The 23,490-nt window shown below is 55.5% G+C and carries 22 protein-coding genes and 1 tRNA gene; 13 read left to right on the top strand and 10 right to left on the bottom strand.

Annotated elements, in window-relative coordinates; genetic code table 11:
- Positions 1-387: 387 nt before the first annotated feature.
- A complete protein-coding gene (locus ACNO7C_RS00650; protein WP_460025107.1) occupies positions 388-1,596 on the bottom strand; it encodes an MFS transporter in 1,209 nt (402 codons plus the stop codon).
- A 474-nt stretch (positions 1,597-2,070) separates the two neighbouring features.
- Between ACNO7C_RS00650 and ACNO7C_RS00645 the strand changes: the two genes are divergently transcribed.
- From ACNO7C_RS00645 to ACNO7C_RS00635, 3 genes are all read left to right on the top strand, one after another.
- Positions 2,071-3,222 carry a Cdc6/Cdc18 family protein gene (locus ACNO7C_RS00645; protein ID WP_460025106.1) on the top strand — a complete coding sequence of 384 codons (1,152 nt, stop codon included), beginning with the start codon at positions 2,071-2,073 and terminating at the stop codon, positions 3,220-3,222.
- Positions 3,223-3,257: 35 nt separating this feature from the next.
- On the top strand, positions 3,258-3,845 hold the full coding sequence (locus ACNO7C_RS00640) for an ASCH domain-containing protein (RefSeq protein ID WP_460025105.1): 588 nt from the start codon (positions 3,258-3,260) through the stop codon (positions 3,843-3,845).
- 131 nt (positions 3,846-3,976) lie between these two features.
- Complete coding sequence (locus tag ACNO7C_RS00635; RefSeq protein ID WP_460025104.1) at positions 3,977-4,978, top strand: DHHA1 domain-containing protein; 1,002 nt, start codon at positions 3,977-3,979, stop codon at positions 4,976-4,978.
- Here the strand turns inward: ACNO7C_RS00635 and ACNO7C_RS00630 are convergent.
- Positions 4,953-5,468 carry an amino acid-binding ACT domain protein gene (locus ACNO7C_RS00630; protein ID WP_460025103.1) on the bottom strand — a complete coding sequence of 172 codons (516 nt, stop codon included), beginning with the start codon at positions 5,466-5,468 and terminating at the stop codon, positions 4,953-4,955. The two genes, ACNO7C_RS00635 and ACNO7C_RS00630, sit on opposite strands and share 26 nt — an antisense overlap.
- 99 nt (positions 5,469-5,567) lie before the next feature.
- On the opposite strand from ACNO7C_RS00630, the gene ACNO7C_RS00625 reads away from it, so the two are divergent.
- The 4 genes from ACNO7C_RS00625 to proS all read left to right on the top strand — a co-directional run bounded on the left by ACNO7C_RS00625 (position 5,568) and on the right by proS (position 9,736).
- Positions 5,568-6,947, top strand: a complete 1,380-nt coding sequence (locus tag ACNO7C_RS00625) for a TrpB-like pyridoxal phosphate-dependent enzyme (RefSeq protein WP_460025102.1) — start codon at positions 5,568-5,570, stop codon at positions 6,945-6,947.
- Positions 6,948-7,057: 110 nt separating this feature from the next.
- A complete protein-coding gene (gene mvk / locus ACNO7C_RS00620) occupies positions 7,058-8,023 on the top strand; it encodes a mevalonate kinase (protein ID WP_460025101.1) in 966 nt (321 codons plus the stop codon).
- Positions 8,024-8,145: 122 nt separating this feature from the next.
- Positions 8,146-8,241 (top strand) — tRNA-Thr (locus tag ACNO7C_RS00615).
- A 46-nt stretch (positions 8,242-8,287) separates the two neighbouring features.
- Positions 8,288-9,736 (top strand): proline--tRNA ligase, encoded by a 1,449-nt coding sequence (gene proS, locus ACNO7C_RS00610; RefSeq protein ID WP_460025100.1) that lies wholly within the window; start codon positions 8,288-8,290, stop codon positions 9,734-9,736.
- On the opposite strand, the gene rimI is transcribed toward proS, so the two are convergent.
- From rimI to ACNO7C_RS00595, 3 genes are read right to left on the bottom strand one after another with little or no spacing between them, the layout of a single operon-like run.
- A complete protein-coding gene (gene rimI / locus ACNO7C_RS00605; RefSeq protein WP_318536661.1) occupies positions 9,730-10,173 on the bottom strand; it encodes a ribosomal protein S18-alanine N-acetyltransferase in 444 nt (147 codons plus the stop codon). The two genes, proS and rimI, sit on opposite strands and share 7 nt — an antisense overlap.
- A 6-nt stretch (positions 10,174-10,179) precedes the next feature.
- On the bottom strand, positions 10,180-10,941 hold the full coding sequence (locus tag ACNO7C_RS00600) for an MBL fold metallo-hydrolase (protein ID WP_460025099.1): 762 nt from the start codon (positions 10,939-10,941) through the stop codon (positions 10,180-10,182).
- 43 nt (positions 10,942-10,984) lie between these two features.
- Positions 10,985-11,809 (bottom strand): TIM barrel protein, encoded by an 825-nt coding sequence (locus tag ACNO7C_RS00595; protein WP_460025098.1) that lies wholly within the window; start codon positions 11,807-11,809, stop codon positions 10,985-10,987.
- 137 nt (positions 11,810-11,946) lie between these two features.
- On the opposite strand from ACNO7C_RS00595, the gene iolM reads away from it, so the two are divergent.
- Genes iolM through ACNO7C_RS00575 form a run of 4 tightly spaced genes read left to right on the top strand, consistent with a single transcriptional unit; the run spans position 11,947 to position 15,979 of the window.
- Positions 11,947-13,164 (top strand): scyllo-inosose 3-dehydrogenase, encoded by a 1,218-nt coding sequence (gene iolM, locus ACNO7C_RS00590; protein ID WP_460025097.1) that lies wholly within the window; start codon positions 11,947-11,949, stop codon positions 13,162-13,164.
- 25 nt (positions 13,165-13,189) lie between these two features.
- A complete protein-coding gene (gene iolN, locus ACNO7C_RS00585; RefSeq protein ID WP_460025096.1) occupies positions 13,190-14,113 on the top strand; it encodes a 3-dehydro-scyllo-inosose hydrolase in 924 nt (307 codons plus the stop codon).
- 50 nt (positions 14,114-14,163) lie between these two features.
- Positions 14,164-15,177, top strand: coding sequence for a glyoxylate reductase (gene gyaR / locus ACNO7C_RS00580; protein WP_318536666.1), 1,014 nt, complete (start codon positions 14,164-14,166; stop codon positions 15,175-15,177).
- A gap of 28 nt (positions 15,178-15,205) precedes the next feature.
- Positions 15,206-15,979: a GTPase gene (locus tag ACNO7C_RS00575; RefSeq protein WP_460025095.1), complete on the top strand. Its 774-nt coding sequence runs from the start codon at positions 15,206-15,208 to the stop codon at positions 15,977-15,979.
- Here ACNO7C_RS00575 and ACNO7C_RS00570 read toward each other — a convergent pair.
- Genes ACNO7C_RS00570 through ACNO7C_RS00560 form a run of 3 tightly spaced genes read right to left on the bottom strand, consistent with a single transcriptional unit; the run spans position 15,964 to position 19,359 of the window.
- Positions 15,964-16,821 (bottom strand): N-glycosylase/DNA lyase, encoded by an 858-nt coding sequence (locus ACNO7C_RS00570; protein ID WP_460025094.1) that lies wholly within the window; start codon positions 16,819-16,821, stop codon positions 15,964-15,966. The genes ACNO7C_RS00575 and ACNO7C_RS00570 overlap by 16 nt on opposite strands.
- 10 nt (positions 16,822-16,831) lie before the next feature.
- The gene (locus ACNO7C_RS00565) at positions 16,832-18,190 is read right to left on the bottom strand and encodes a hypothetical protein (protein ID WP_460025093.1); all 1,359 of its coding nucleotides are present in this window, start codon (positions 18,188-18,190) and stop codon (positions 16,832-16,834) included.
- Positions 18,187-19,359 carry a sugar phosphate nucleotidyltransferase gene (locus ACNO7C_RS00560; RefSeq protein WP_460025944.1) on the bottom strand — a complete coding sequence of 391 codons (1,173 nt, stop codon included), beginning with the start codon at positions 19,357-19,359 and terminating at the stop codon, positions 18,187-18,189. Before ACNO7C_RS00560 ends, ACNO7C_RS00565 begins: the two co-directional genes overlap by 4 nt.
- An 88-nt stretch (positions 19,360-19,447) precedes the next feature.
- Here ACNO7C_RS00560 and ACNO7C_RS00555 point away from each other — a divergent pair, with 88 nt between their 5' ends.
- Positions 19,448-20,020 (top strand): hypothetical protein, encoded by a 573-nt coding sequence (locus ACNO7C_RS00555; RefSeq protein WP_460025092.1) that lies wholly within the window; start codon positions 19,448-19,450, stop codon positions 20,018-20,020.
- Here the strand turns inward: ACNO7C_RS00555 and ACNO7C_RS00550 are convergent.
- Positions 19,985-21,535, bottom strand: a complete 1,551-nt coding sequence (locus ACNO7C_RS00550; RefSeq protein ID WP_460025091.1) for a zinc ribbon domain-containing protein — start codon at positions 21,533-21,535, stop codon at positions 19,985-19,987. The genes ACNO7C_RS00555 and ACNO7C_RS00550 overlap by 36 nt on opposite strands.
- A gap of 223 nt (positions 21,536-21,758) precedes the next feature.
- Here ACNO7C_RS00550 and ACNO7C_RS00545 point away from each other — a divergent pair, with 223 nt between their 5' ends.
- Positions 21,759-22,232 (top strand): SDR family NAD(P)-dependent oxidoreductase, encoded by a 474-nt coding sequence (locus ACNO7C_RS00545; protein ID WP_460025090.1) that lies wholly within the window; start codon positions 21,759-21,761, stop codon positions 22,230-22,232.
- Here ACNO7C_RS00545 and ACNO7C_RS00540 read toward each other — a convergent pair.
- Positions 22,213-22,959: an HAD family hydrolase gene (locus tag ACNO7C_RS00540; RefSeq protein WP_460025089.1), complete on the bottom strand. Its 747-nt coding sequence runs from the start codon at positions 22,957-22,959 to the stop codon at positions 22,213-22,215. The genes ACNO7C_RS00545 and ACNO7C_RS00540 overlap by 20 nt on opposite strands.
- Between the last annotated feature and the right edge of the window lie 531 nt (positions 22,960-23,490).

Genomic DNA, 23,490 nt, shown 5'->3' with positions numbered 1-23,490 from the left:
ACCAAGACACCCAGCTGGTAAATATGGGTTTTTCATCCTCTAGGGCCGTGTCCAGCACACCCCTCTTTACCTGTCTGAGAACCCTCTAGCAGGTGATCACGGCTTACTCATAGCGGGCGGTTGCCTTGTCTGGATATGCACTTTTCTGTCAATCCGCGAGAATGGGATCCTAAGGCTATGGAAGGGAGAGGAGTTAATCTACCACGAGAGAAAAGTGATGGGCGAGGGCGGCTTCCGCCCAGCAAAGTTCCTCGCGCTAGCTGAGATCTCGAAGAGAATATGCTTTTCGGGAAGACTTGAGTCTAGCACATTTTATGGTCACATAAAAGCTAAGGAGCTAATTCACAAAGATAGTTGATAGAAGGCACCTGTTAGGGCTTGGCTAGCTCAATATTCTGCAATGCTGAAAGATCTATAATATGGTTTTGCAGCACTCAGTGTTAAGCCCGCAGTGAATGTAACTATAATGGCTGCTAGTATGAAGGGTAAGTGGGTGTTTATCTCGGCTATAAATCCCGCTATAGCTGGCATTGCTATCCCTATAAGCCCCCTTACAGCCGCGAGAGAGCCTAGCAGTGACCCCCTATACTCCTTTGGTATCGTGGAGAATAATACGTCCATGAAGAAGGGGTCCACGAGCGCGTAGCCGGCGGAGGCCGCCATAGCCGCTAGAAGGGCTATTTCAACCTTGTAGGAGAAGCCGAGTAGGAGATCTGCTAGGGCTATAAGGCCCATACCCGATACAAGCAACAGCACCCCGTACCTTCTATTAATACGTAGTATTAACGGTGAGACTATTACGGCTGGTAGCGCCGCAAAGGTCTCGTAGTAGGCGAGACCTAGAAGGGGGTTTCCGGCTATTTCTATGAAGAGGTTGGCCACCACTAGGGGCTGACAGAGTTCGAAAGCTACACCGAAGACCATTATCGCTAGACTCATTTTTATAAATGCTTCCGGCATCCTCCTAAGTAGCAGTTGAGAGACTTCTATCCTTCTCACACCGATTCTCGGAAGCCATGCGAGAGCGAGAAACCCTAACGCCGTAGACGCGAGGGCAAACATACCCAGAGAGGTTATCTGAGCATACAGGCTGTCCGACAAGACTGCAAGCACATACCCTATCAAGGGGTACGTCGCGAGCTGTGCCAGATATGGGATCAGGTTGTGGAGGGCGAAAGCCTTCTCCCTAAACTCCTCCGGGTAGACATCGTACTCGTAGACCTTAAATACGGGATAGAAGCCTTTCGCCAGCCTCTCAACAACAGCTGCCACAACAATTAATAGTAGTATGTTTGCCAAGAACCCGTACATGTAGATAAAGTACGCTACACCCTCAACAAGGGATATAACTGCTATGAATACTACTGGCTCGGCTCTATCAAGAACCCTGCCAACGATGGCGTTCACTACAGTTGCTATAGCTGAGGCAGCCGTCAACACGATACCCGCTTCGGCTACACTTAAACCAGTTGCTAGCATGAGGTAAGGCACTAATATCCACGCGAAGAGCACTGGTACAGTAAGAGCCTGGAACACTATATACCTCTTTGCTGCAACTGGTAGCCTACTCCACCACTTAGCAATATCCCTGAGCAACACCGATCACCTTAAATACTGGTAGTGCCGCAGTTGGGCGGCTGCTTGCCGTCCTTCTCCTGTAGCTGTCATGCCATGTTTTCTATTTTGCGCAGGATCAGCTCTCGGCTCTAGCTCTCTCGCGAGGGTCGATAACTTTTTCTGAACCCATGTGCGCTTGGGCGCTAAACTTTACCTCCTCTTTCACATCTACTATGCTTGTGACTGGCACATTTTAGGGTCCCTCGCACCCCGCACTTCGAGCACTGTGCTAGAGTTTATATAACCGGTTAACATTTCTCCTCGCGATGATGACGCCGTCCCAGTTGCATGGAGGGGTAGATGACAGCCTCGCGACGATCTGATCTCCTTTCCTTTTACCCTGGCGCCTGCGTCGAAAGAAAGGAAATCACACTGAGTTTGAGACCACTTTCAAAGTTTTCATATTCACTGCAACCTTATTAATGCTAAACGAAGGTTTATAGTGAAGGTAAAATGCCCATCTTCGTCAACCCCAGGGCTCTCTCTAGACAGCACATACCTGCGAGGATGCCGCACCGGGAGGCCCAGCTCTCCATGCTCCACTCGTTTTTCCGGGATATTCAGTCCGAGTCACCGTACTTCAAGGTGGTGCAGCTCGTCGGCCCTAAGGGGACTGGGAAGACAACGTCGACCCACCTCCTTCTACGCTTACTAGGCTCCATGTCGCCTAGGCTGACCCACGTGTACTTGAACCTCAGAGCTCTCTCCGACCCGTCTCCGTGGCTCGTCTATTCCCAGCTACTATCAAGGGTGGGGGGTAAGGTTTCGCGGAGCCTTAGTGCTGGCGAGGTTTTCGAGAAATTCATCTTACACCTACAAAGGTACTCGGACCGCATATACGTGATAACAATAGACGAGGCAGACCAGCTTACCGGATACCGCTCTCTGCACGGGGGTCGTATAGTCTACAACCTTGCACGTCTACCAGAGTTTGGCGTCGAGAACGTGAGCGGTATAATCTTCATCTCGCGAGAGGAAGGGTGGGCCTACCACCTGGCCCCTGAAGAACAATCCTCCCTGGGGGCCCTTGCGGTCAAATACCCTGCGTACACGCGCGACCAACTCGTGGATATCATACTTTTTCGCGCCGGTGAAGCGTGCGCTCCTGGCGTCCTACCCGAGGCTGTTGCAGAGTACCTGGCAGAAGTCACTGAGGCGATGTTTGAGTCGGACGTCAGGCGGGCGCTGGACCTCCTACTGCTGGCCGGGCAGATCGCCGAGTCCGAGGGCGCTGAGGCAATCTCCCTAGAGCACGTTAACAAAGCCGTTGCCCAGAGCATGCGCGAAAAGTTTTTGTTCTCTCAGAGCATCGAGCAGCTTGGGACGGCCGAGAAAATAGTGCTCTTGGCTTTGCTCTTCGCGTCGCGCCAGCTGAACCAGAACTTCGTAACCCTGAGGGATGTACAGAAGCACGTCGCGCTGATATGCGAAAGCCTCGGCATAAAGCCTCTCTCACAGCGCGAGCAGGATGAGGCCCTGCAGCGCTTAAGCGACGAGGGCTACGTCCAGTTCCGCGGCCCCCTGAAGATATACCCAACGGTCTTCCCAGCCTACTCGGATCCTTCGTTGCTCGCGGGCCGGCTGCTCGGAAGAAGAATCGGCTAAGCAAAGAACTTAAAGCTCGTAGGAAGGTTGTTTGCGTGGTGGCCAGTCAAAGGACTGTGAGAAAGTTGGGGAAAGTGCTGAGCTTCAGGCTGAGCTACCTACAGAGGCTTCTCTCCGGGGAGAAGACAACGACGATCAGAAAGGGCATAGTCCAGCCACTTCATCAAGAAGTCTTCCTCGAGAGCAACGGCCGGATATACGGCGAGGCCCAAGTCAAATCCTTGAGGTTCACACGCGTATCCGAGCTTACCGACGAGGACGCAAAGAAAGACGGTTTCGGTAGCAAGAGGGATCTACTGGATGCTTTACGGGAGATATATCCCGACTTGACCGACGACGACTGGGTGACCATAATCTCGCTCGACAACATCACGAGGTACTCGTCTCCCATAAAAGCGGAGGAGCTCGAGACCCTAAGCGCTACCGATTATTCTCTAGTGGCGCGCCTCGCACTGGCACACGGGCTGGCTGAAACACGAGAACAGCGCGCGGTGCTGGCTAAGCTAGCGTTAGGCCGCACTTTGCAGGAGGTCTCGAGCGAGCTTAAGATCCCGGAAGCTAAAATCAAGGTCTTTATCAGAGAGTGCGCGCTCAAACTGCGTGAACGAGGCGCCCTGAAGTAATCTCCCACCTACTTGCCAACGGCGTCTCCAGTTTATCTGTATATTCATGAAGCCAAGCAACCGTCCCAAGCGGGTGAGTGGGCCAGTAGGTAATGCTTAAAACAACGCGGATGCCAAGAGTCGATGGTGTAATGCTTAGCTCCAAGGCTTTCACGGCTATAATTACGCATGGGGATCTCGATGGCCTGGCGTCAGCCGCTATTGTGGTAGCCCACCTCATGCACATTAACCCACATCTTAAGTACAGGGTCTACTTCTCTCAGCCCTTCTCCCTGCACCTTACGCTGAGCCGAGTTGACCTTCAGGCCCTGCAGAAACTGTACATCCTTGACATAGCCGTAGACGTTGAACACTGGATCACGGTATCGCAGGTGCTGTCAGAGCTCTCAAAGCGGCTTGAAGTCGTGTGGGTTGACCACCATCCCTCGACGATATCCAAGAGAGCCGATCTTGAAGCAATAGGGGTAAAGGTTACGGCCGAGCAGGCACCCGCTACGGCCACGCTCCTCAGGGAAATGGTCAACGAGACAGAGGACCCTGTTTTCTACGAGAAGCTGGTGCGACTGGCGGAGATCTCTGATGCTCCGGCAGCTCCTGATGACGCGGAACTCGCCTCCGCAGTAGAAGTGCTGTCAGGCTCTTTAGCCCTCGAGCCTCAAGACGAGGATTTCAAGCGCCTCTTAATAGGGTACTGGGTAAAAAAGCGCGTTCTTGTACCAGAGGAGGCCGTGGAGAGGTTTGAGGCCGCGGAAGAAAAAGCCCGGAGGCTCTACGAGGAGGCAACGAATCGAGTAGTGTACGACTCGCCCCTACTGCGCGTGATAGACCTGCGCGAGACACGCGTATACGGTTTCGCGGGCAGAATAGCCTCGCACCAGGCAAAGGTGGAGGGCAAGATCGTGCTGCTGATGTTCAGGATCGGCTCAGACTCCGTCGTGATAACCGGGAGGGCTCCTGAAGAGGCGAGCGTAGACCTCCTCGAGGTGTTCGCGAAAGTTGCTAGAGAGTGGGGTGGGTCTGGCGGGGGCCACCCGCATGCCGCGTCTATCCGCTTGCCAGCAGGGTTAGCCGACAAAGTCCTAGACAGGATCATCAGTGAGCTTGAGGCTAGCTTATCGAAACGCGCTTTATAGCCGAGTGTTGGAGTATCTTATCGATTACTTCGCCGGGTACACCTGAGGATACAATCACGTAGAGTTTCGGCTCCTCGTAGAGGGTAGGATCCTCAGCCACCACCTGCAAAATGTTAATCCCCTTCTCCGCTAAGGCCGAGGCAACCCAAGCGAGTATGCCGGGCCTGTCCTCGTGCGTTTCAACGATCAGACACCTGTAGCCAAGCAGCTTGGCGACGTTAACCAGCGATGGACCAGCTGGTCTGAGCCCGGAGAAAAACTCCCTGAGGAACTCGTCGCTGAGTATAAGCCGCACAGCCTCGAGGACAGTCCTCCTATCTACCCCAGCCTCCTGAGCTACGGATTTGTACGGGACTTTTATCCTTTCCCCTATGTAGATCATGCCGTCGCGCACGCTTAACCCGTACTTGAGCAGGACCTTAAGCACCTCCAGCTTCTTCTCGTGGCCCTTCACGGCTTCCTCGAATCTACCGAGCAGACTGCTACCCACATCTAGAACCCCGCTAACCTACCTTTATTAGTTACCTCTCTCCTGAAGCGAAACATTTTTATACCAAGAAGTATAAACATGTGAACCTGTGAACAAAAAATGACAAAAAAGTACACTATTGATGAAAACCTGTTGCCGCGCGCGTGGTACAACATCCTGCCCGATCTTCCTGAGCCTCTTCCTCCGCCCCGCAGCCCGGCAACGGGTGAACCCGTTAAGCCGGAGGAGCTTGAAGCTATTTTCCCGAAAGAGATCGTGAGGCAAGAGGTTTCAACGGAGAGGTTCGTGCCGATACCGGAGGAAGTTCGCGAAGTTTACCTGATCTGGAGGCCCACTCCCTTAGTGAGGGCTACTCGCCTTGAGAAGGCTCTCAAAACGCCCGCAAGGATCTACTTCAAATACGAAGGAGTAAGTCCTCCGGGAAGCCACAAGCCCAACACGGCAGTGGCGCAGGCATTCTACAATGCGAGGGAAGGTGTCGAGAGGCTCACCACGGAAACAGGTGCTGGGCAGTGGGGGAGCGCGCTCGCCTTCGCTACAAACCTCTTCGGCCTCAAGCTAACGGTGTACATGGTCAGGGCGAGCTACGAGCAGAAGCCTTACCGCGCGGTTCTGATGCGGACCTGGGGGGCTGAGGTTGTGCCGAGCCCCAGCAACAGGACTAGGTTTGGCAGAGAGATACTTGAAAGAGAGCCTTCCCATCCTGGCTCGCTGGGGATAGCGATAAGCGAGGCCATAGAGGATGCCTTGACGCACGAAAACACCAAGTACAGTCTCGGAAGCGTATTGAACCATGTCCTCATGCACCAGACTGTGATCGGGCTCGAAGCCATCGAGCAGATGAAGCAGGCCGACGACTTTCCCGACTTCGTCGTAGGGTGCGTGGGAGGGGGGAGCAACTTCGCGGGCTTAGCTTACCCCTTCTACATGCTTGTGCGCGACAAGAAAGCCCCGAAGGACGTCAGGTTCATAGCAGTCGAGCCTACAGCGGCGCCGTCTCTCACAAAGGGAGAGTACATGTACGACTTCGGGGACACCGCGGGGCTAACCCCCCTCCTGAAAATGTACACGCTGGGCCACGACTACGTGCCTCCTCCAATCCACGCCGGAGGACTAAGGTACCACGGCGCTGCCCCTACCCTCAGCCTCCTCAAGAAACACGGGCTTTTCGAAAGCACGGCCTACGACCAAGTATCCGTGTTCGACGCTGCTGTGATGTTTGCGCGGACCGAAGGCATAGTCCCCGCACCTGAGAGCGCTCACGCCATAAGAGCTGCCATAGACCTAGCGCTAGAAGCTCGCAGGAAGAACGAGGAGAGAGTCATACTGTTTAACCTGAGCGGCCATGGCCTGCTGGACTTAGCGGCCTACTCAGAGTATTTCGAGGGAAAGCTACCCGCATACGAGTATCCCAAGGAGAAGGTCAACGAGTCCATTGAGAGGCTGAAAAGGCGCCTCGAACAGCTCCACCTCGCCTAACGGGCCTCAACGTAGTGTAGATAAGAGTGAAGGAGTAAACTAGGCCTCGTTGCTAGGGGGAGGAGAGCCGTGGCGATGTTTTTATTAGCCGTCTTCGCTAATAGCTTCCCGTGAGAGCTCTGGCTTCTGCGCCCGGGAAGGTCATCCTTTTCGGCGAGCATTTCGTGGTGGAGGACCAGCCCGCAGTGGCTGTAGCTATCTCGCTAAGGGCCCGCGTGAGAGCCGAGCTTACCGGAGACAGCGTGATAAGGGTGTCAAGCAGGAACCTGAAAGCCACAGGGGAATACTCTATCCCTCCTGCTGAAGAAAAAGACCCGCTGTACCCCGTTGCCTACGCTGCCTACCTAGCCATGAATAAGGCCGGGGTGACTCGAGGCGTGAACATTGAAGTCGACTCAGAGATACCTCCAGGCGCGGGGATGGGGTCGTCGGCGGCCGTTGCGGTAGCCACTGTTGCCGCCACTGCAGGCGCTCTGGGCCTCGAGCTATCCCTCGATGAGATCTCCAAGCTGGCTCTCGAATCCGAGAAAATTGTTCACGGGAAGCCCAGCGGTATAGACAACACGGTCGCCACCTTCGGCGGTGCGATAGCCTACAGGAAGAGCGAGGGCTTCGTAAAGCTGGACGTGGATTTCAGCGACCTTGTTCTTGTGCTAGCCGATACCGGCAAGCCCAGGAACACGGGAGAGCTTGTGAAACGAGTGCTGACCCTCAAGGCAGCTTTCCCGAGCGTGTTCGAACCGCTTTACTACGCTGCCGGGAGACTCGCGGTTGAGGCGGCCAAGCTCATGGAGCGGGGAGACTGGGAGGCGGTAGGCTCCCTAATGAACGTAAACCACGGGTTGCTCTCAGCAATAGGGGTATCGACTCTTGAGTTAGAGAACCTCGTATACAGCGCTCGAAGGGCTGGAGCTCTCGGAGCGAAGCTGACCGGGGCGGGTGGGGGAGGCTTTATCGTGGCACTTTGCAAGAGAGGTGAGGAAGCAGCGGTTGTTCAGGAGCTGGAGAGAGCCAGTCCGAGAGTGTTCGTGAGTGGAGTCTCTGAAAGAGGAGTCGTGGTTGAAGCGAAAAGTTGATAAACCACCATCAGACAAGTAGAGCCGGGAGGCGCAGTTCCCGCCTCCGCGGGGCCTCAAACGGCTTCCGCACAGCGCGTAAAGGAGATAAGTAGGTACGCCCACAAAAAAGAGAGATCTGAGCCCCGGTAGCTCAGCTAGGTAGAGCACCGCTCTGGTAAACCTAGCCCTCGGGTGCAGAGAGGCGGGGGTCCCGGGTTCAAACCCCGGCCGGGGCTCTAAGCGCGAAAAGTATTTTTCCCTTTAATACCGTGATGAGCTGGCATGTCAACACTAGGTATCACAGTGAAGAAAAGCGAAGACTTCTCTGAGTGGTACTCGCAGGTGCTGGTGAAAGCGGGCTTAGTGGATCTCAGGTACAACGTACAGGGCTTCATTGTTCACAGGCCCTGGCTCATGCGAATAATCAAGGCTATCTACAGGTTCTTCGAGGAAGAGCTGGAGAAGACGGGCCACGAGCCGGTCCTTTTCCCGCTAGTCATACCCGAGGAGAACTTTGAGAAGGAGAAGGAGCATGTGGAGGGCTTCAAGCCAGAGGTGTTCTGGGTAACAGAGGCGGGCGATGAGAAACTTGAAAGAAGGCTGGCTCTGAGGCCCACCTCCGAGACAGCGTTCTACTACATGTACTCCTACTGGATCGAAAGCTACAGGGACCTTCCGCTCAAGCTTTACCAAAGCGTCAGCGTTTACAGGAACGAGAGCAACACGCGTCCACTTATCCGCGGCAGGGAGTTCCTTTGGATAGAGGCACACGACGCCTTCGCAACTCACGAGGAAGCCCTGAGGCAGGTTCGCGAAGATATGGAGAACTCGCGGAAGGTCATCTGGGAGAAGCTGGGAATACCCTTCCTTTTCCTGAGGCGACCACCATGGGACAAGTTCGCGGGGGCAGAAGACACGTACGCCGCAGACACGCTGCTTCCCGACGGGAGAGTGCTCCAGATCTCTTCCACGCATGACCTCGGGCAGAGATTCGCGAAAGCCTTCAACGTCACTTTCCTCGACAAGGACGGTCAGAGAAAGTACGTCTGGCAGACCTGCTACGGCCCCGGGGTGTGGCGAATCGCGGCGGCTTTAATAGCCGTGCACGGCGACGACAAGGGGCTTATGCTTCCCTTCTCCGTAGCTCCGATCCAGGTAGTCATCATACCCATCTACTACCGGGAGAACGATAGAGAGCTCGTTCTTGCCAAGGCTCGGGAGGTCGCGGAAAGGCTATCGGGGAAAGGCTACCGCGTCCGCGTTGACGACCGCGAAGAGTACACCCCTGGGTGGAAGTTCAATGACTGGGAGCTTAAGGGCGTGCCTGTGAGGATAGAGATCGGGCGGAGAGAGGTCGAGAGCAGGACGCTCACGCTGTTCAGGAGGGACACTGGGGAGCGCCTCCGCGTTCCCGAGGACGACCTTATACCGACAGTACAGAGACTTGAAGTCGAGATACTTGAAAACCTAAAGAGAAGGGCCGATGAGTTCTTCCGCTCACGAATCAAAGAGGCTAAAACACGCGAAGAGGTTACAACCGCGCTGCGGTCCGGCTACATCGTCAAAATGCCTTTCTGCGGGAGAGAGGAGTGCGCTATGGACTTGAAGGAGAGCACGGACGGCGGAAAAGTTAGAGGTACGGAGATCGATTTCCAGGAAGGCGACTACGGAAAGTGCGCGTGGTGCGGGAGGCCAGCCAGGCAGGTGGTCTATGTGGCTAAGAGCTACTGAAGATTTAATACATAGACGTAAGCGTCACTTCCATCCGCGTAGTAGCTTTTCAAGTACGCTTTTCGCTCGAAGCCCAGCTTCTCGTAAAGGGATATAGCTACTGTGTTCTCGGTCTTCACCTCCAGCCTCACCCTTTTCAAGCCACGTAGCCTTGCAAGCCTCAGTGTCTCCTCCATAAGCCTTCTTCCAACGCCCTTACCTCTAAACCACTCGGCGACAGCTATGCTGTGAACGTGGAGCTCCTCCGACTCCCTGCACGAGACGACGTACCCCACAAGCACGCCTTTGTAGTCGGCTATGAGGAAGAACTCCCTGCAATTTTCGTAGAGGTAGAAAAGGTAGTTAAAGCTGAAAGCGTCCGCGCCGAAGATCCTCTCCTCCATCTCAATGATGTAGAAGAGGTCTTCAGGCCTCACAGCGCGTATCTCAACTTCCACTTTGCATCACCTTAACTCAAGCACTTCGCCGGGCTCAGGGGCTATCACGTTTGGGAATATCTCCTTCGCGGCCTTAAGGTAGATTTCTCTCACACCTCTCCCGAAGCGAGCGTAAGGAAGGTGAATCAGCACGAGAACCCTCGCGCCAACGCGCTCAGCGACCTCAGCGGCCTGAAGCGGTGTGGAGTGGCCGTCCAGGACAGCCTGCTCCTCCCTGCCGGGAGGGTAAGTGGAGTCGTGTATGAGGACGTCGCAGCCTTTAAAGGCCTCAGCGATCTCTTCTGATGGAGCAGTGTCTCCAGTATAACAGACAGACACCCTGCCGAGGGTCAGCCTGTAGCCCACAGCGGGCACGGAGTGCCGGGCTCTAACAACCCTGAGGTTGCTACTTACTTGACCCTGATTGACCTCTTCAACCTCGAAGAACTCCAGCAGCTTCTCAGCTAGATTACCACCTAGTATCTCGAAAGCTTTCACGATATTCCCTTTCCCCCCTGCTGGGAGGTAGAGCCTCAGCCTCTTCTGCGAAAGTACCGTGCCTAAGTGCCACGCCAAGTCGTATAAGCCGAGCGAGTGGTCCATGTGCAGGTGCGTCAGCAGAACTGTGTGAAGGGGGTCTAAAAGGTTGTATTTTACAAGCGCTTGAGGGCACTGAGCGGGGCAGTCAAGGAGATAACCTTCAATGAAGATGCAAGGGGGGAAGTTATCTCCCGTGAAAGTGCTACCAGCTGTCCCGAGAAAATAAAGCTTCACTCCTTCCTTGGACATATCTCCGCAAGCATTCCCTACACTCACAAATACTTAAATATCGTTATCCTTCGCGAGTTAACCCTGACATTGCTATTTTGAGTGTGCTCAGGGTCAGCTTAGCCACGGTCTCAAAATCGGGCTTGACAATGACCTCAGCCGAGATAAATCCCCTGTAACCCGTATCGTGCAGCGCGCTGAGTATTGAGGAGAAATCCAGGTGGCCCATTCCTGGAGCGTACCTGTTACTGTCTGCTATGTGAAAATGGCCTATCCTCCCTCCAGCCATCCGTATCGAGTCTTCGATCACAGGCTCCTCAATGTTCATGTGGAAGGTATCGAGGAGGAGGTAGGCTTTCTCGCAATCAAGACGCGAGATGAATTCTAGAGCTTCCGCGACAGTGTTGAGTAGCATGCTCTCATACCTGTTAAGTGGCTCCAAGAGAATCTTCACCCCGTAGTCCAAGGCGCCTCTACAAATCACTCTCAGCTGCTCCTCCAGCACCTTGAGGGCTTCGCTGGTCTTGCTGTAGCCGTCACCCCGCCCCCTAATTAGGCCAACTATAACCCCCGCGACCTCGGATCTGCCGGCGTTTTCTACGAACTCGAGGAGTCTCTCGCGGGCCCTCTTCCTTACATTCTCATCCGGGCTTGTGAGGTCTAAACCCAAGTGAAGGTAGTTAAGCCCCGTACCAACTGCAGGCACTTCGAGGCCATGGTCACGGGCCAAGGCGACTAGGCCGGGGAGGTCGGATGGGTCCAGTAAAGATAGCTCGACACCATCGTAGCCCAGCTCGGCCAAAAGGGGGATAACAGCCTCAGGTGTTCCTGTGGCAACTGCCTCGAACTTCGCCCTCTGGGGGGTATAAGCGATCGAGATCTTGAACACAAGTACCGCAGAACTTCTAACGATGACGCGTTATTAAACTTCTTGTCGAATTAACGCTCTTTTTTGATGGGCAAGGCCTCGATTTATATGCATTTCTCAGATTGCTTATAAGAAGTGATAGTGGCAGAGGGATCACGGTGAAAAAGGGTATGACAACGATGAGAGCTGCGCTCGTTTACGCCGATTTTTCCCCAAGGCCTGGGTACAAGATCACCCCTGACGAGCTTCGCACGCACAAGGTTCGGGAAGGCAACAAAGTGTGGAAGAATCCGAAGCTCGTCCTTAGAACAGACTACCCGGTTCCTGAGCCTAAGCCGGATGAGATACTTATCAGGGTGAAAGCCGTCGGAATATGCGGTAGCGACATACACTTCCTCGAGACAGATGAAGAAGGGTACATAATCTACCCCGGCCTCACGAAGTTTCCCGTCGTGATAGGCCACGAGTTCAGCGGAATCGTCGAGAAGGTCGGCGCCAATGTGAGGGGCTTGAAGCCGGGTGACATGGTCACGAGCGAGGAGATGTTCTGGTGCGGGGAGTGCGACGCCTGCAGGGGTATAGACTTCAACCATTGTGTTAGGCTGAACGATCCTGCCGACCTCGAGTTCGGAGAACTGGGCTTTACCCATGATGGCGCAATGGCCGACTACGTGGTCGTGAAAGCCAAGTATGCGTGGAAAATAAACTCGCTTCTGGAGAGATACGGCAGCGAAGACAAGGCCTTCGAGGCCGGGAGCCTGGTCGAGCCCACCTCGGTCGCCTACCACGCTATGTTTACTAGAGCTGGAGGCTTTAAGCCTGGGAGCTACGTCGTCGTCTGGGGGGCTGGACCAATAGGCCTCGCAGCCATTGCCCTCGCGAAGGCTGCTGGTGCCGGCAAGATAATCTCCTTCGAGGTCAGTCCTGTCAGGCGGGAACTAGCCAAAAAAGTGGGAGCCGACTACGTGTTTAACCCAGTTGACTTGGAAAAGAACGGTGTGCAGCCTTGGGAGAAAATACTCGAAGTTACAGACGGCCAGGGAGCCGACTTCCACGTGGAGGCGGCAGGCTCTCCTCAGCACACCCTTCCGCAGATTCAGAGGAGCATAGCCATAGATGGGAAGATAACGTGGATCGGGAGGGCTCCTAAGGAGGTTCCAATATACATCGAGGTTTTCCAGGTCAGGAGAGGCCAGCTATTCGGAAGCCAGGGCCACTCAGGTTTCAGAAACTTTGGAAACGTGATCCGACTGATGGCCGCGGGCAGAATTGATATGACGCAGATCATAACTTCGAGGTTCAAGCTCGACGAGGTTCACAAGGCTTTCGAGCGGGCGCACCAGAGGATAGACGGAAAAATCACGTTGAAGCCATAAAGGTTTAATATGACGCAGTCATATAATGGTGGTTGAAATGGTCGAGTACGAGTCTCGTTTCGCGCGCCCCGTGTACAACAAGTTTGGTGAGAAAATTTACCTCGATCAGATGACGATGGCTGAACTACTGGAGAGGGTGAAGAAGAACGACATAGTGTTCGTGCCCTGCGGATCGGTCGAGTCGCACGGACTAGCACAAGCAACGGGTGAAGACACCCTGATAGGGACGTACATCGCGGAGAGGGTGGCGTTTGAGACGGGTGTAACTGTCGCTCCACCGATCTTCTATGGTAGCCACCCAAGCCACCACTACGGGATGCCCGGGACGATCCCGGTTAAAAAGGAAGCATACATCGATTACGTTACAAGCGTGGTCAAGTGGCTGAGCAATGCAGGCTTCAAGAAGATCATCCTGTTCAACAGCCACGGCCAGGAGTACGTGCTCCCCATAGTCAAGGACAAGGCCATTATCGAGGAGGGAGTTAAGGCACTCATTCTCGTAACAAGCTGGTGGGCCTGGGTTAGGGATATCCTAAAGCAGGGGACAGAGTTAAAACCAGGCGTAATCCTGGAAACACCGTTCATCCACGCAGACGAGCTCGAGGCCAGCGTGCTCTGGTACGTTGCCCCCAAGCTGATAGATCCGAGTAAGCTCAAAGAGTCGGATGCCGAGAAGATGGTCGGTGTTATCCCAGATAAGTGGGCTGACAAAGCCGGCAATGTGTACGGCAGGCCCTTCGGGTGGTACGACATCAGTGCGTACATGGAGATACACCACTACCCGAAGGGTAGCGTGGGGTACCCGAGCAAGGCGAGCCGCGAGAAGGGGGAGGTCGTTGTCGAAACGGCGATCCAGCGCATAGTGGAGTTCGTCGAGTGGCTACACAAGACCTACCCGCCGGGCGTGGTCCCCCAGGTTTGGCCGAACCCAGGCGACTTCAAGTACTAGCTGTATTTTTGGGGTAAAATTTATATATTTACGTTTTTTTGATTTAACTGATGGCAAAGCCTAAAGTTTACGTGACTCGAATAATACCCGAGCCCGGGCTCTCGATGCTCAAAGAATGCTGCGACGTCGAAGTTCACAACTCGAAAGAGTGGCCTCCCTCAAGGCAGGAGCTCATCGAGAAGGTTCGCGACAAGGATGCCCTGCTATGTCTTCTGACAGACAAGATCGACGCCGAGGTAATGGACGCTGCGCCGAACCTCAAAGTGATAAGTACTTACAGCGTCGGCTTCGACCACATAGACATAGCCGAGGCGACTAAAAGGGGGATATACGTCACTCACACCCCCGGAGTCCTAACAGATGCTGTAGCGGAGTTCACCGTGGGGCTTATCCTGGCAGTTACGAGGCGCATAGTAGAGGCTGACAAGGTGATCCGCTCAGGCCAGTGGGACAAGCCATGGAACCCATACTTCCTCACAGGGCCTGAGCTCAAAGGGAAGACCGTGGGTCTCGTTGGGCTAGGCAGGATAGGTGTTGCTACAGCGAAGAGGCTATCGAGCTTCGACGTGAAGCTCGTCTACTACGACGTGGAGAGAAGGTGGGACGTGGAGAGCGTTTTGAACATGGAGTACGTGGACTTGGACACGCTGCTCAGCGTCTCGGATATCGTCTCTATACACGTGCCTCTGACCAAGGATACATATCACTTGATCAATGAGGAAAGGTTGCGCAGGATGAAGAAGACCGCCTACTTAATCAACACCGCTAGAGGGCCGGTGGTCGACACAAACGCGTTGGTCAAAGCCCTTAGAGAAGGCTGGATAGCAGGTGCCGCGCTCGATGTATTTGAGCAAGAGCCACTGCCTCCTGACCATCCGCTGACGAAGTTTGACAACGTTGTCTTAGCCCCGCACATAGCTAGTGCAACAATCGAGGCTCGCCAGAGAATGGCGGAGCTTGCCGCTAGAAACCTGATCTCCGTGCTTAAGGGTGAGATGCCGCCTGCACTCGTAAACAAAGACGTCATCCACGTGAGACCTCTCGAGAAAGTGAAAATGATTTAAATTTCTTACACTCTTTTTCTTAACTTTTATGAGTGAGTGGCAGAAAGTCAGAGGAGTCATCAGGCGAGCCGACGTCGTCGTCGAGGTTGTGGATGCTAGGGATCCTTGGAGTACGAGGAGCTCAGAGGTGGAAAGGCTCACCGATAGGCTTGGGAAACCACTCATAATAGTAGTGAACAAGGCCGACCTTGTCCCGAAGGCTGTTCTCGAGAAGTGGGCTAGGATCCTTCGCCGCGAGAGGAAGACCATATTCATAAGTGCGGCAAAGAGGCTCGGGACACGCTACCTTTGGAGAGCCCTAAAGGAATCCACAAACAAGAGACCTGTTATCGTAGCCGTAGTCGGAATACCGAACGTTGGCAAGTCGACAATCATCAACTACTTGAAGGGCTCTCACAGCGTTGGCACATCCCCTATACCTGGTTTCACCAGGCACGTGACTAGAGTTAGAGCTGCAAAGTGGCTTAGGGTTCTTGACACTCCAGGGGTTATACCCAGGCAACCCGGCGAGCTAGCCCTGATCAGTGCTCTCCGACCGGAAGCACTTGACGACCCCGTTCCGATCGCTACACGCTTTCTCGAGCTCGTGGCGAAGAAGAATCCCGGCCTACTCAAGGAACTGTACGAGGTAGAGTGGGAGGGTGACCCGCTGACTTTTTTAGAGAAGCTAGCTAGGCGTAGGGGTTTTCTAGGGAAGGGTGGCGCGCCTCTTGTCGAGGAGGCCGCGAAGGTGGTCATACGGGACTGGCAAACGGGACGCAACACCTTTTACCTTGAGCCGGAAGACTACGGGCTTGCATGACTGCATCTAATCAAGTTGCTCCAGAGAACCTCGAGCTTTCCCACGAGCGGCGGGTCAAGCCTGAAACTGCTGGTTATGCATTCGCCTATTCCGGAGGGTTTTTCGACATTCTCATCAATGCATAGCCCGCAGACCCACGCAACGCTGTCTAGTAAGATAGGCGGTGTTCCTGCAGCACGCGAAGCAGCCTCCCAAAGCTTGACTACAGTGCTTCTCCACCTAGCACGGACATCGTGCGCAAGTTTCCTGATGTCATCGCCGCACACCCATCCCTCCAGCATTCCCGAAGTTAAAGTGACCAGCGACACACGGTAGTCCACTGGTATGGGAACTCCCTCGCCTCCAGAGAATTTCTTCCCCTCAGCTATCAGTGCGTACATGAGCATCTTAGTGGCGAAGGCTACAGTCTTGCTTCCAGGGGAAGTGCTTAGCTGGCTTTCAAGCACCTTTAAAACCTTCGTGAGATCTACGACGTCCTCGTCGAGCTCCCTCCTCAGAATTGGAGCAACGCGCGAAAGGTAGATCTCAAGACGCCTCAGCCTCTGTTCCCTAAGCCTCGCCAGGGAGGGGCTCTCCTGAACAAATCTCTTCAAGGATTGGTGGTATGGCTTGGAGGATAGCTCGGCGGCGAGAGACCAGTGCACCTCTCCCCTCAAGCTGAGCATGTAGCTGACTAGGGAGACACCAACCACGTAGAGGGCGCCCTCGTGGAACCCCATCTTCCCCAGAATAGACTTAACGCTGTTAAACTGTGGGTCAACTTTTACAAAGGTTTCAACCAAATGGCGGTCGCTGAGAGAGACTCCAACCTCACGGGCCCGCTGCTCGTTGGGGTACAGCATTCCGAGACGTCTACCCCAAGCTCTCGGCGAGCTCCCGAATCCTATCGAACTCCCTCTTCACGATCTCCGTTGACGACCTGCTAACGGTCTCCGCGCCCACGTAGATCTTCGACTTGTCCGCGTCTAGGGAGACTTTAACCCAGATGTCACCCACCCTGTACTTTATCGCCCCCGGGGCCACCGCGACCTCAGTTTGCTCAAGGAAAAGAGCATCAAGCACCTTTAAGCCGACCGATGCCTCAGCGTCCAGCTCCAGCGTGTAGTATGGGGGCTCGGGGATCGCGTCTACCGCCGTCGACAGCCGGATCTCCTCGGTGGACAGCATCTCGAGTAGCTTCGCGGTGAGAAGGACCCCGTCGGGTGCTAGGGAGAACTGGGGGAATATCACTTCACCGGAGTCTGTTGCGCCGAGGTTCACGCGGAGGCGCCTAACTCCTCTCGCTATGTCTCCCGCAATACCCTTAACCCTGATGAGCGTGAGCTTGTTCTTCTCGGAAATCGAGTCGACTATGTGTGAGGCTGAGTCCGTAATAGCTAACCTCGAGCCTTGCGGTAGCATTAGAGCTAGTAGCGCCAAAAACCGGTCTGGGTCGATAAACCTGCCTTTATCGTCGACGAAGTACGCGTGGGATGCATCGCTTGATAGCGCGACGGCGAATGTGGCACCGGTAGCGCGGCAGAGCTCGCCGAGAGTCCTCAGAGACCTCAAGGATGGGAGTTGCCGCGGGATAACGTTGTGTGGAGGCCTGCTAGAGTTGACAGCTATGAACTTCGCTCCTATCGCGCTTAGCAGGTTTGGGAGCACCTCGTTGGCTGGGCCGAAGTTCATGTCGACGAGCACTAGGGGTTCCTTCGCAGAGATCGGTGAGCTGTCCACAAAGCCGCTTGCCGAGGAGACGTAAACGTCGTGTATGTACTCCGCATAGGTCACCCAACCTATCCTCGTGGGAATTGCTCTGATAGCGTGGTGTGACTCGAGCATTGAGAGGATGTCCTCGAGCCTCTCGGAAGAGATCTCTACGCCTGCCGCGTCGAGGACCCTGAGCTGGATACCATTATCGCCGAACGGCGTCACGGAGAAATGTACTCCAGCCTTGGCCCCAAACCTCTTAACAGCGAATGAAACCTCTGGTAGGGTTGCTGAGTGAAAGTCTATGACTGAGGCGCCGGTGGACATGAGGCCAGCGGTGAACGCTCTTTTAAGCATCCTTGAGGGAGGGTAGTAGTCTCGAGCAGCGGTGACTAACGCTCCCTCGCCAACTAGGGTGCCTAAAACTGCGCCGAGCTCAGCTGCATTCTCAGGTGTGAACTGCGAGTTCGCAACGCCGTAGATCTTGTTATTGTAGTAGGGGAGAGGGCTCCTCCTCATTTCGCACCCACCTTACCCGCAAATAGCGATTTTGGAGCCAACACGCTACCAGGTCCCACGGCAAGCCCCTCCTCAATCACACTGCTTTCACCGACAACTGAGTCCTTGACGCTAGCCCCCTTTCTGACTAAAATGTTTTTCGCCAAAACGCTATTCATAATTATCGTTTGATCCTCCAACGTGCACGTGTCCATTACTACGCTCTTATACACCCGTGAATATTTACCAACATCGACAAAGTTACCTATAACTGCATATGGACCTATAACCGCATTCTCCCGCACTCTAACCCCGTCTCCGATTGCCACAGGAGGGTTGACTACACTGCTCTCGCTTATAACTGTGTTCTCTCCCAGCCAGATACCGCCCTCGTTTCGGCCATATGGAGCGAGAGGGTATGCTAAGCCCTCGAGCAGATCCGCGTTTGCCGTTAGATACGTATCCGGTCGACCCACGTCGATCCAGTAGGCCCCCTCGGCGCTCCAACCCAGAACCTCTAAACCGTTTTCGAGCAACCACGGGAACACGTGGCGACCGAAGTCCATCAAGTGGGGGTTATCCCGAAGGATATCCAGTATTTCGAGCTTGAAGGCGTAAAAACCGCTATTCGCTAAGTTCGCGTACGGTTGCATGAACCTGCGCCGGCTGGTTGCATAAGCTACTGTAGCGGTATACCATTCGTAGGGGAGGGGCTTCTCGACGAAGTGTATAGCTCTTCCGTTGCTGTCCAATAACACAGCGCCGAAGTCCCTGACCGAGGAAACCTCGATCAGAGCGATGCTTGCCAGAGCGTTCTTTCTCTCGTGGAAGTCGGCGAAGCCGCGGAGATCCATGTTGGTGATGACGTCCCCCATTGTGACGATGAAGTCTTCGTCTATAAACGGAGAAAGCTTTCTCACAGCGTCAGCTGTGTCCTCGGGGGATATTCTTGGGGCGAGGATCTCGATCCCCGAGTCCAGGTACTTTTCAAATAGGTGTGAGAGAATCTTATGGCCCAGGTAGTTAACCGCAACGATGATCTTCTCGAAACCCTTGGAGACAAGTAGCCCCAGAATATGGTCCAAGATTGGCTTGTTGCCCACTGGAAGCAGGGGTTTTGGGGTCGTAAGGGTCAGAGGCCTAAGGCGAACCCCCTTGCCGCCAGCAAGAACCACGGCGGTTTTAATCATCAATCAACGATTCTGTTTTCCGAAAGTAGAGTTATTTGCTTTTCGCGCCCCGAAAAGGTTAAAGGTCAAGAGAAGAGGAGTCACCTGAATGTCGAGGGTTGAGACTCTCAGCGCCTTAGGCTTCTTCGTGGTGACGAGAAACCTTGAGGTCTACCAGACAGTGGTTTTCGAGTACTTTGACAGTGAAGGAGAGTATGCGAGGATCGCGGACAACGAGGAGGAGCTTGAAAGAGAGCTAGAAAGGCTTGCCTCCGCTATGCAGATGTACCTTGATGCCGAAGAGGTCATACTAAACGGGAGGAGGGTTAAGCCGGCGGTCAAGGCCGTGGATATAGGGTTCAAGGACAGCCCTGAGGAGGTTTTCGTCACGTATTTCATATTCTTTAGGGGGTCTCCGCGGGACGGCGTGAACTACTACGAGAACCTTTACGAGGACGAGGTGGCAGAGTACCCGATCACTGCTTACTGGTACTTCCCTCCTGGGTCACGGGTGCTCAGTGCCCAGATGTCTGGGGACGTTGCGATCATTGCCCCCAACGTTCTAGTAGCTCGCCTAGATGAAGGCGAAAAAGTCTTTGGCTACGAGCGAATAGAGTTCAGGCTGCCTGGGCGACCGCGCCTGGCCTCATCTGCCCCCTTCACTGATCCGAGGGCCCCCTAGGGTCATGGGTCGCCCCTTGCGGGGTGGCCGCCGTGCTAGGCGGCCTTCTGCCCGCGTCGCCGCGGGCACATCCCCTCCTCGCGCCGCGCGCGGCACCCCCGGACCGCCCCTGCTCGGGGAGCCGGGGGAACTGGGGCCGGGGCCTGCAGGCGTTAGGGCTGTCTTGTGGCTCTGAAGCCAGCTCTGTAGCGCTTCGAGGTGCTTCTCTGCTCTGCACGCCTTCAGGTAGAGCTTGGAGGCGTTGAACGTCGCGGTCCAGTCCCTGCCGTAGGCTACGTTGCACTTCGGGCATCGGTAGTACCTTCTCTGAACCTCCACCCCCTCTCTCCCGCAGATGGGGCACCGCCTGCCCGAGACGTTGTTCTCCGGCTCGAACCACTTGGCGCCCTCGTACCAGGCCATGTTCTCAAGCCTCTCCGCCACTCTGAGCAGCGTCCTCTGCAGCTGTGAGCCCCTGAGGGACTCGGCCCGGGGCACGTCCGCTACAAATACGACGGTGTAGCCTTGGTCCCGCAGCTTCCTGACCAGCGTCCTCAGCTCCTTTAGGGTTGCCCTAACCCAGTCCTCGTTCACCTTCTTTACTTTTCTGAGGGCCTGCCTCGCGATGCGCTCTGCTCTCTCAGGGGTCAGGTTGAGCTTCGCTCTCAGCCTCTCCGCGATTCTCAGCGCCTCCTTCACAGCGTAGCCCGCTCTCCGCAGCTCTTCGAAGCCTCTCTCTTCCTTGAACCTCTTGACGGCTTCATCCCAGCACTTAACTTTGGAGTAGCTGGTCATCAGGGCAGCGAGGAGCCTCAGCAGTGCCGTGTTCGGTGGCTTGAAGACTCTCTGCGACACCAGCTTGGCTTCGCTGTCGAAGGCGAAGGCCATCAGGTAGAGCCCGTGGCTCGAGTTCATGTCCACCGCTACGATGGCTAATTTGACGTCGCCGCCCCACCGCACCTGCTTCACCTTGCGGTGAGCCACCAGCCTCAGCCTCCCCTTTGCGGTGAGCTGCAGCGTCAGCTTAATGTCGCTGAACCTATCGACGTCCTCGAGCACGGCTCTAGTCAATGAAGGCTTCAGCCTTATCGCAATGCTAGCGCTGGGAACGCGCAGCTCGTTTCTCGAGGTGTCGAGCACCGCAAGGGCGTTGGTTGCGCCGTGAAGTGTCTCGCCGTTGCCTACCACCTTGACCAGTAGCGGCACCGGAGGCGGAGTGAACCCGCTACGCCTCTTCGACTTCCTTCTCGCCTCCGCGACCATGCCCCGCCACTCTATAGCGTACCAGAAGAGGCCCTTCGGCAGCCCCGCTATCTTCGAAGCCTCCCCAGCCAGCTCCTCGCTGAACCTCTCCGGCTCCCTCCTGAACGCGTCGCCGTGCCCCTTCCTGAGCTCCTTGCAGGCCTGCTTAACTGCGCTGGACAGCCTCACGTACAGCCGTTGCAGTCTTTGCCTCTTTTCCCTGTTGGTCTTGACCTCCCAGACTCTGTAGGCGTCGACGAGCTTCTCGCTTTTTCCCCTGCCCTCCCAGCTCACGCTCCCACCTCCAGGGAGCTGTTGCGGCCCCGGGCCCTTCCTGCGCTTCAGCCCCACATTACACTGCGCTACGCGGCCTTATATCCCTGCGCCGAAAATAAACGCCGAAACTGAAAACGCAACAAACAGGGAAGTATCTATGCCGGCTCAGACCAGCTAAGCTGGAGGACCGCCTGAGGCTACTGGACTACGGCTCACTGAAAAAGCGTCGCACCCAGCCGGTGTGACGGTCTCGCTGAGGCTTGCCTGCGCCCTCCGTGGAGACAGCACCCGAGCAGGCCCTGAAGGAGGCACACTTATAAACCCGGCGGTGAGGCCCGCTCAGCTCGTAATTGCTTTAAAGGAGCTGCTACAGCCAGGCTCTGTGGTTGTGAACATCGTGACTCCGGCCGCTTTCGCGCTGACACCGAAGCTCGCGACTTACACCGCCTCCAAGGCGGCGTTGCACGTACTCTCTGCCGCCCTCGATAGGGAGCTTAAGAGCAGGGGGGTTCGAGTTGTGAGAGTGTACCCTGGTGCAACAGCAACTGAGTTCTTCGAGAGGGCGGGGGCCCGGACGCCACGCTTCGCCGTTAGGCCGGAGACCGTGGCCAAGAAAGTCGTCGCGTGCGTGGAGAAAGGTTGCAGGGAAGTGTTCGTACCCAGCCTGCTGGGCTTCCTGCAGGTATTCTCGCCCCTTAACCTCTACCGCGCTTAGCGCTCTTCGCCGCTTCCTCTCCCGCCACAGCTTCGTACAGCTGGCACAGGTTCTCGATAACCACGACTCTACTGTCTATGCTTTGCTCGGGGTTCAGCATCCCCGTTTTGACCAGTATGGACTGGAACCCGGCCTGGGCCACGCTGTTGGCGTGCTCGACGCGGTCGTCGACGTGGGCCACCTCCTCGAAGGAGGCGCCGTACTTTGAGGCTAGGCTAGCTAGGGCATCAACTCTCGAGGGAGCGTCCTCGGGCACTACGATTATCTCGTCGAAAAACTTCGAGAGCTCGCCTAGATCCATCCTCCTCCTCTTCATGCCGGGCACGCCGTCCCCGCCCGACACAGACACCACAACCTTTCCCCTGCTTTTGAGCTCGCGCAGCAGCCTAATCGCGCAAGGCAGGGTCTGCGACGCCTTCACCCGGGCCTCGAGCAGTAGCTCGGTGAACTCCCTCGGGTCCGGGCTCAGCTTCAGGCCTCTCTTCGCCGCGGCTTCCAAGAGGATGTCGAGCATTTTCGAGTAGTCCATGGTGCCGCTCTTTTCGCGGCCGAGCCACTCCTCCACGGCTTCGTCGGCCACGGGTTGAAGCATGCTTGCCGGCACCCCTATGTAAAGCAGCAGAATCTCGATGACGTCGCGCATGTAGCTGTAGCTGTCTACGATAGTGCCGTCGATATCGAATGAGAAGACCCTCACCCGCTCCACTAGCTGCTTCAAGTCCTGCATGTGGGTTCAGCTACCAAAGGGGCGCGCGTTTAAATTACTTTAGCTTTAGAGGGGGCGTAATTGTGCTTTTTAGCTTTTCCCTGGTTTCCTCCCGTGCTCGACCTACGGTTTCCCCCGCTTCCAGCGGATTAGAGGGAGGTTGTGTGAGGGTGTTCGAGCAACGTCCCCGTGCTCCAGGTTCGCCACGACACAGCAGACATGAGGTCAGATAGGGTGGGGAAAACAAAGAAAGGAGAGAAAAGGCTTAACTGTTTTCAGCCCCAGGATCTTGAAGCACAGGTACACTGAGAGGCTCAGGCCCCTCTCCGAGGTCCCTCTCCCTCAGCCCCTCCTTCTCAACCGGCGTGGCGCGGGCGCAGGCAATCTTCGAGCGCTAAGCCTTCCCGAGTACGACGCGGTAGTCCGTCACGTCCACGGCCCCTAACCTCGCAGACCTAGCAAGCTTATGTGAGCGTTTATAACCCCCATCCCCGCCCGTAGCTGTGAGGGTCAAGGTCGGCGGAGAGGCCTGGGAGGGGGCGTCGCGAGGTG

The organism is Infirmifilum tikiterense (genome assembly GCF_054696565.1).
The sequence above is the reverse complement of the archived record's forward strand: the minus strand, read 5'-3'. Positions and strand labels throughout refer to the sequence as shown.